Consider the following 6867-nt stretch of genomic DNA (forward strand, 5'->3'; position numbering starts at 1 on the left):
CAGACCGTCTGGACAGGGGCGAAGTCATGGCTGAACTCGAAGTGGCGAACGGGATCGTGGTCCGTAGTCCCGACGATGTCGAAATCAGGATCGTTCAGGACGGCGCTGTCCGCCGCGGATTGCGCCGCGGGACTGCCAGCGGGATCAGTGGCGCCGATCAGCTCAGGGGAGCGTTGGCGTCCGACTTCACCATCGCGGCCGAAGTCGAAATGGTGCCGACACGCCCGGGAACGCGTGCGCTGCGACGGGACGCATCGACGCCGACGCAGATCGAGGTCGAAGTCGGCCCGTCGGAAAGGGCGCTGGTCCTGATCGAGGGCGCAGGTGGCGTCTATGCCTGGACCTATCCGCTGGCGGCGGGCCAGCCGTCGAGGCAGCGTGGAGGTGCACAGGTTCTGGTGTTTCCGCTGACGGCCGCGACGCGGGGCTCGGCGCGCGGCGTCGCCCCCGCCAGCGGCAAGCGCGGTCCCGTTCTCGACTGGGTGTCCGACAAGCTGATCGATCCGGTCCGCGCCTATGTACTGAAGTTCGCCGCCAGAACGGCGATCGATGTGGCGACCGACTATATCGAGGGAGACAAGGAAGAGGGCATCGTGGTGGTGGCTGGCCTCGATCCGGCAGCATGGATACCGGCGCGATCGGCGCGGCCTCCGCTGCCGCAGGATCGCCCGCTGAAGATCCTGCTCATGGTGCACGGCACGTTCTCGTCGACGGCGAGCGGCTTCGCGCAGCTTGCCGGCTCTGACGGCGGCAAGACGTTTCTGTCGAAGGCCAGCGCGCATTACGACGCCGTCCTCGGCTTCGATCACAAGACCCTGACCGTAACACCTCGAGAGAATGCGGCCGCTCTTGTTGCCGCGCTGCAGGCGCTCGGAATCCCCAAAAATTCCTCGATCGACGCCGTCATCCACAGTCGCGGCGGACTTGTCTATCGCGTGGTCGAAAATCTGCTCGCGGACAAGCGGCCGGACATCCGGCTCGGCAAGGCCATCTTTGTCGGCTGCACCAATGCCGGAACGCATCTGGCCGAGCCCGAGAACTGGGCGGCGATGATCGACCTCTACACCAACGGGATCATGGCCGGCGTCCGCGCGGTCTCATTCCTCGCAGGTGGCGCTGCGCTGAGCCCCATCGTGTCGCAGGGGATCAAGACCGTCGGCCGTTTCGTCCAGGCGTTTTCCGAAGTCGCCATCGACGAGGGCCGGGTGCCCGGACTTGCCGCGATGCGCCCAACGAGCGATCTCGTCAGGGAGCTGAACGGCGCGGACGGTCCTCTCGACAGGCTCGCAGCGTATCATGCGATCACGTCGAATTTCGTCCCGCAGATCGCACCCGACAAGGGCGTGACGAAGGAGTTCGCCGAGTTCATTGCCGATCGCGTGACAAATCGGCTGTTCCAGCTCGACAATGATCTGGTGGTGGATACGGCGTCGATGACATCGTTCGGGACCCGTGGCCCGCGCCTTGCGAAGGACGCGACGTTTGCTTTCGGCGATACGGACGACGTGTTCCACACCACGTATTTTGCGACGGATATCGTTCCTTCGAAATTGAGCGAGTGGCTGGGCCTTGGTGCGTCTCGTCCCGACAGCGTCCCGGTGCAAATCGACCTGCAGCAGCCGCCGCCGCGGCGATCGAGGCGGGGAGTGGCGTCCATCGTCGAAAGCCCGCTCGAATCCGGTTCGGCTGCGCGCGAATGGGAAAGCCCCGGATCCGCGTCCATGTCGGACACGCTCACATTGCGACGGACGCGATCGCGCTCCGCTCCTTCGGCCAGGCCGCCCGCGGCCAAGGAGGCACCTGCCGCAGGTGACACGCCGCCCGCGGCATCGACGTCGCCGGGGTCACGGACCGCGGCCTGCTATTTTGCGGCGGAGATCGAGTCTCATCCGCCGCCGAAGAAGCCGGTCCCGCTGTTCGTCACGGTCTCCCGACAGAAGATCGAGGCTGCGGAGAGCCCGGCCTCGGCGGCCCTGGATGCGCCGGTCAACGTCGATACGGCACGCGCCATCGTCGTCGAGGTCATCGCGCGCAAGAATTGCCGGGTCATCGGAGACACCAGCGCCGAGATCGAGCTGCCACGGGATCAGCGCGCGGAGTCGCTGCGCTTCGTCGTCGAGGGCACCGCGGAAGGCGCGGCCGATATCCTGGTCGAAGCACGGCAGGGCCCGCGCATTCTCGCGTCATTCACCCTGGCGCCCGTGTTCGTCGACGCCGACAGCAAGACCTTGCGCCGGGGCCAGGCCGGATTGGCCATGGCGGCACATCCGGACGAGCCGGCGGTGCTGCGGATCTACGAGATCGTGGAGAGCGGCAAGGTGACGCTGCGTTTTGATCTTGCCTGCGTCGATCCGAACATCGCGGTGTCGGAATCGCGCACGCTTCCGGGCGGCTTCTCGCGCGATGTCTATGTCGCGGAGATCTTCAAGGGCATCGAGAGCGCGTGGCTCGCAACGAACCGCCTGTATGACCAGTTCCTGTCGCGCCTGCAGGCAAACGGAATCGTCATGGCAAACGAGTTGTTGCCGGATCGGGTCCGCGAGGCGTTGTGGACCCACCGCGACGCGATCCGCGCGATCCAGGTCATCTCGGAGGAGCCCTTCATTCCCTGGGAGCTGCTCTACATCAACGATCGGAAGTCCGGGCCGGACGGAAAGGGTTTTCTGGCGGAATGGGGGCTGGTGCGTTGGTTGCACAGCACGCCGTGGCCTGGTCCGCAACTCGCCATGCGCAATGATCGCGTCAACTACGTGATCCCGGCCTATGTCGATCCCGGCCTGCGGCTCGAAGGCGCCGATGCCGAACGTCAGATGCTGGCCAAGCTGTTCGGCAGCCCCCGCGAGGTGACGGCCGAGAGCATCGCCGTGACCAGCTTCCTGCAGAAGGCTGCGAAGGAATGCGACGTCCTGCACTTTGCCTGTCATGGCGAGGCGGCACAGCGGGCGGTGATGACGGCCGACCTGTTGATGACGGGCACCAAGGTCGACGGCAATTTTGCCCAGGACTCGCTCTCGGCGGATCAGGTCAAGGCGTATGCCCGCTTCGCCGAGAGCGGGCCGAACCCGATGGTCTTCATCAACGCCTGCCAGACCGGGCGTGCCGGGCGCGGCATCGGCGGAGGCGTCGCCGGTTTCGTCGACGCATTCCTGCGGCCGTACTCCGAACGCGGCGCGGGCGCGCTGGTCGGCGCGCTTTGGTCGGTCGACGACAAGCTGGCCTACAGCTTTGCCGAGGCGTTCTATCGTTCGCTCAAGGAGGGGGAGACGCTGGTCGATGCCGTCCGCTCCGCGCGCGAGGCCGCCAAGAACCGGAAGGAACTGACCTGGCTGGCCTATTCCGTGTATGGCAATCCGTTCGCGCGCGCCTCGGATGGCTCCTAGGTAGCGGGATCTATCCGTCGCCCTCTGCTTACATGAACCTGACAGGGCCGGGAGGCGGCTGCCGGGTGCTTTTTCGCTGGCCGAAACCGGACGAATGGGGGAAGAGAGCACGGATGCGGCGCGAGCCGTGCTGTGACACCGGAACATCCGGCGGGAAATGCGATGCGCCTTCTGATCGTCGAGGACAATGCCGAGCTGTCGCGGCTCGTGGCCGCCGGGCTGTCGGCGGCCGGCTATGAGAGCGACATCGTCGGCAGCGCGGCCGAGGCGCGCGAGGCGGTCAGCAGCGTCAGCTACGCCGCGATGGTTCTCGACCTCGGCCTTCCCGACGGCGACGGCCTGTCGGTGCTGCGCGAGCTGCGCCGGCAGATGGAACCGCTGCCGGTGCTGGTGCTGACGGCGCGCGGCGGCCTGCAGGATCGCGTGAGCGGCCTGCGCAGCGGCGCCGACGACTATCTCGCAAAGCCGTTCGCGATGGAGGAGCTGGTGGCGCGGCTGGAGGCGATCCTGCGCCGGCCGGGCCAGCTGCTCGGACGCTCGCTCAGTCTCGCCAACCTCGTCTACGACACCGAGAGCCGCCAGATCTTCGTCGACGACCAGCCGCGGATCATCTCCGCGCGAGAGACCTCGGTGCTCGAGATCCTGCTGCGCCGGCAGGGACGGGTGGTGCCGAAGAAGAACGTTGAGGACCACATCTTCGGCCTCGAAGGCGAGGTCGCCTCCAATGCGGTCGAGGTCTACGTCTCGCGGCTGCGCAAGCAGCTCGCCGAGCACGGCGCCAAGGTCGTGATCCACACCATCCGTGGCGTCGGCTACCTGATGGCCGAGGAGAAATAGCGTGCCGGCCTCGCGGTCATGGCCGACGTTCAAATCGCTGATCTCGCGCATTGTGTTTCTGCACATCGTCGCGGTCGCGGTCGTTGCGATCTTCCTGCCGCTGGTGCTGTTCTGGCTGCTCAACTCGGAGGTCGACCAGCTCCATCGCGACGCCATGCGCGCCCAGGCCGAGGTGCTCGCCGAGCGCATCGTCCCGCAGGCGGACGGGACGCTGACGTTCATTCTGCCGGACAGCCTGCGAGGTCTCTATTCGGAAGCCTATGGCCGGTATCTCTACGACATCCGCGATGAGGACGGCCGTGTGCTGTTCTCATCCCGCCGCAAGGCGGGTGCCGCGACACCGGCGCCGCCGCTGTCGGAGACGATTTCCGGCGCCGGTGTGACGCGCGTCATCGAGGGCAAGACGGTACGCATCCGCGTCGCCGAGGATCTTTCGCATCGCGACGTCATCATCGACGACATCATCTCGAACTTCTTCCGGCGGGTGGGATGGATCACCATCCCCATCCTGCTGGTCCTGCTCGCCACCGACATCATTATCTTCCGCCGCGCGATCGCGCCGCTCTGGAAGGCCTCGGAGGAAGCCAGCAATATCGGCCCGGCGCGCACCGACATCCGCCTGCCGACGGAGCAGATCCCGCGCGAGATCATGCCGCTCGTCACCGCCGTGAACCAGGCGCTGGACCGCCTCGAGGACGGCTTCCGCGTGCAGCGCCAGTTCACCGCAGATGCCGCGCATCAATTGCGCACGCCGCTCGCGATCCTGCGCACGCGGATCGAGACGCTGCATGACGGCGCGGCGAGAGAGGCGCTGCATGCCGACATCGAGAGCATGAGCCGCATCGTCGCCCAGCTTCTGGAGATCGCCGAGCTCGACACGCTGGTGCTCGACCCCGGCGAGACCGCCGATCTGCGCGCCGTCTGCACCGAGGTGGTCGGTTCGATCGCGCCATTCGCGCTCGCCCAACACAAGGACATTGCGCTGAGGGGCACCGATGCGCCGGTGCTGATCCACGGTAATGCGGAGATGCTCCAGCGCGCGATCTTCAATCTCGCCGAAAACGCCATCAAGTTCACCGCAGCGGACACCGCGGTCGACGTCGAAGTCGCTGAGGACGGCTCCGTGCGCGTACGCGATTGCGGCCCGGGCATCGCGGAAGCCGAGCGCGATTTGATCTTCCAGCGCTTCTGGCGCGCCGACCGCCAGCGCAGCGACGGCGCCGGTCTCGGGCTCTCGATCGTCCGCGGCGTCGCCGACGATCATGCCGCGACGGTGGCGGTGGAGAACCTTCCGGGCGGCGGGGCGGAATTCACGTTGCGGTTCAGGCTGGCAGAGGAGGGCGCCTTACCCTCTCCCCTTGTGGCAGGGCTGTCCGGGGAATGATTCACTGTGTCGCAGCGCATGCCCGGCTATTCCAGCAGGAAGCAGGTACTTTCTGGTTGTCGAGACTCAGAAAGGGGCCGGGCATGCGTTTTAGGGATAGCATCTTCAGCAGGCTACTTGAACCGGTCAACCGGCGGCAATTCCAGTCGTTTGTGGATCGTTGTGGGGGTGATGCCTACGACAAGACGTTCTCGAGCTGGGATCATCTGGTGGCGCTGGTTTATGCGCAACTGAGCGGTGCTACCGGGCTGCGGGAGACGGTGACCGGCTTCAATGCCAATCCTCAGCATCACTATCATCTGGGGACAGGGATGCTGAAGCGTTCGACGTTGTCAGATGCCAATGCCCGCCGACCTCCTGCCGTGTTTGCGCAGACCTTCGTCTGTCTGGCAGGCATGGCCGATCGGCAGATGCGCCGTGAGGGGGCGGAGATCATCCGCCTGATCGATGCCAGTCCGATTCCTCTGGGAAAGATCTGTGACTGGGCGATGTGGAACGGCCGCATCCGCGGCATGAAGTTGCACGTGATCTACGATCCGAAGACGGACGTACCGCGCCTCGTCGAGGTCACCGACGCCAATGTCAACGACATCAAGTTCCTTGACCGGGTCCCGATCAGCGGGGGGACAACCTACGTGTTCGACAAAGCCTATTGCCGGTTCAACTGGTGGCAGCAAATCCATGCCAGCGAAGCCGTTTTTGTTACTCGGCCGAAACGGAACATGCGACTTCGGGCAACGCGGCATCGCTCTTTGCGCAAGCGCAAGGGTGATGGCTTCGAAATCCTGGCAGATGATGACGTCAAGCTGACCAGCAAGGGAGATTCGAAGCTTGCCATTCCCCTGAGGCGTATCAAGCTCAAGCGCGAAAACGGAGGCATCGTTACGCTCATCACCAACGATGTGAAGCGTACGGCCGTCGAGATTGCGGCTCTTTACAAAGGTCGATGGCAGATCGAGCTGCTGTTCCGCTGGATCAAACAGCATCTGGTCGTTCACAAGTTCCTCGGCAACAACGACAATGCGATCCGCCTGCAGCTCTTCGCGGCTATGATCGCCTATCTGCTGTTGCGGATCGCTGCGCACGTCAACCGCACCGCTCTATCTCCGCTACGCTTCGCTGAGCTCGTCCGCCAGTTCCTGCTGACCCGGCGTTCAATCGCAGTTATCGACAAACCACCACCCAACAATCCGACCAAACCAAAAACCAGCCGTGTTCCGGGCCAGATCGAGTTCTGCTATGCATAACTTCCCCGGACACCCCTGC

At 65.0% G+C, this 6867-nt stretch carries 4 protein-coding genes; all 4 read left to right on the forward strand.

Features of this window, described 5'->3' with window-relative positions; genetic code table 11:
• The first annotated feature begins 26 nt into the window (after positions 1-26).
• The 4 genes from JQ592_RS27005 (at position 27) to JQ592_RS27020 (ending at position 6848) form a co-directional block, all read left to right on the forward strand.
• Positions 27-3380: a DUF7379 domain-containing protein gene (locus tag JQ592_RS27005; protein ID WP_211405807.1), complete on the forward strand. Its 3354-nt coding sequence runs from the start codon at positions 27-29 to the stop codon at positions 3378-3380.
• A gap of 162 nt (positions 3381-3542) precedes the next feature.
• Entirely contained in the window at positions 3543-4217 is a 675-nt protein-coding gene (locus tag JQ592_RS27010) for a response regulator transcription factor (protein ID WP_211405808.1), read from the forward strand.
• 1 nt (position 4218) lies between these two features.
• Positions 4219-5601, forward strand: a complete 1383-nt coding sequence (locus JQ592_RS27015) for an ATP-binding protein (protein WP_211405809.1) — start codon at positions 4219-4221, stop codon at positions 5599-5601.
• 83 nt (positions 5602-5684) lie between these two features.
• Complete coding sequence (locus JQ592_RS27020) at positions 5685-6848, forward strand: IS4 family transposase (RefSeq protein ID WP_211405810.1); 1164 nt, start codon at positions 5685-5687, stop codon at positions 6846-6848.
• Positions 6849-6867: the final 19 nt, after the last annotated feature.

The organism is Bradyrhizobium iriomotense, assembly GCF_018129405.1.
Classification (GTDB): Bacteria; Pseudomonadota; Alphaproteobacteria; order Rhizobiales; family Xanthobacteraceae; genus Bradyrhizobium; species Bradyrhizobium iriomotense_B.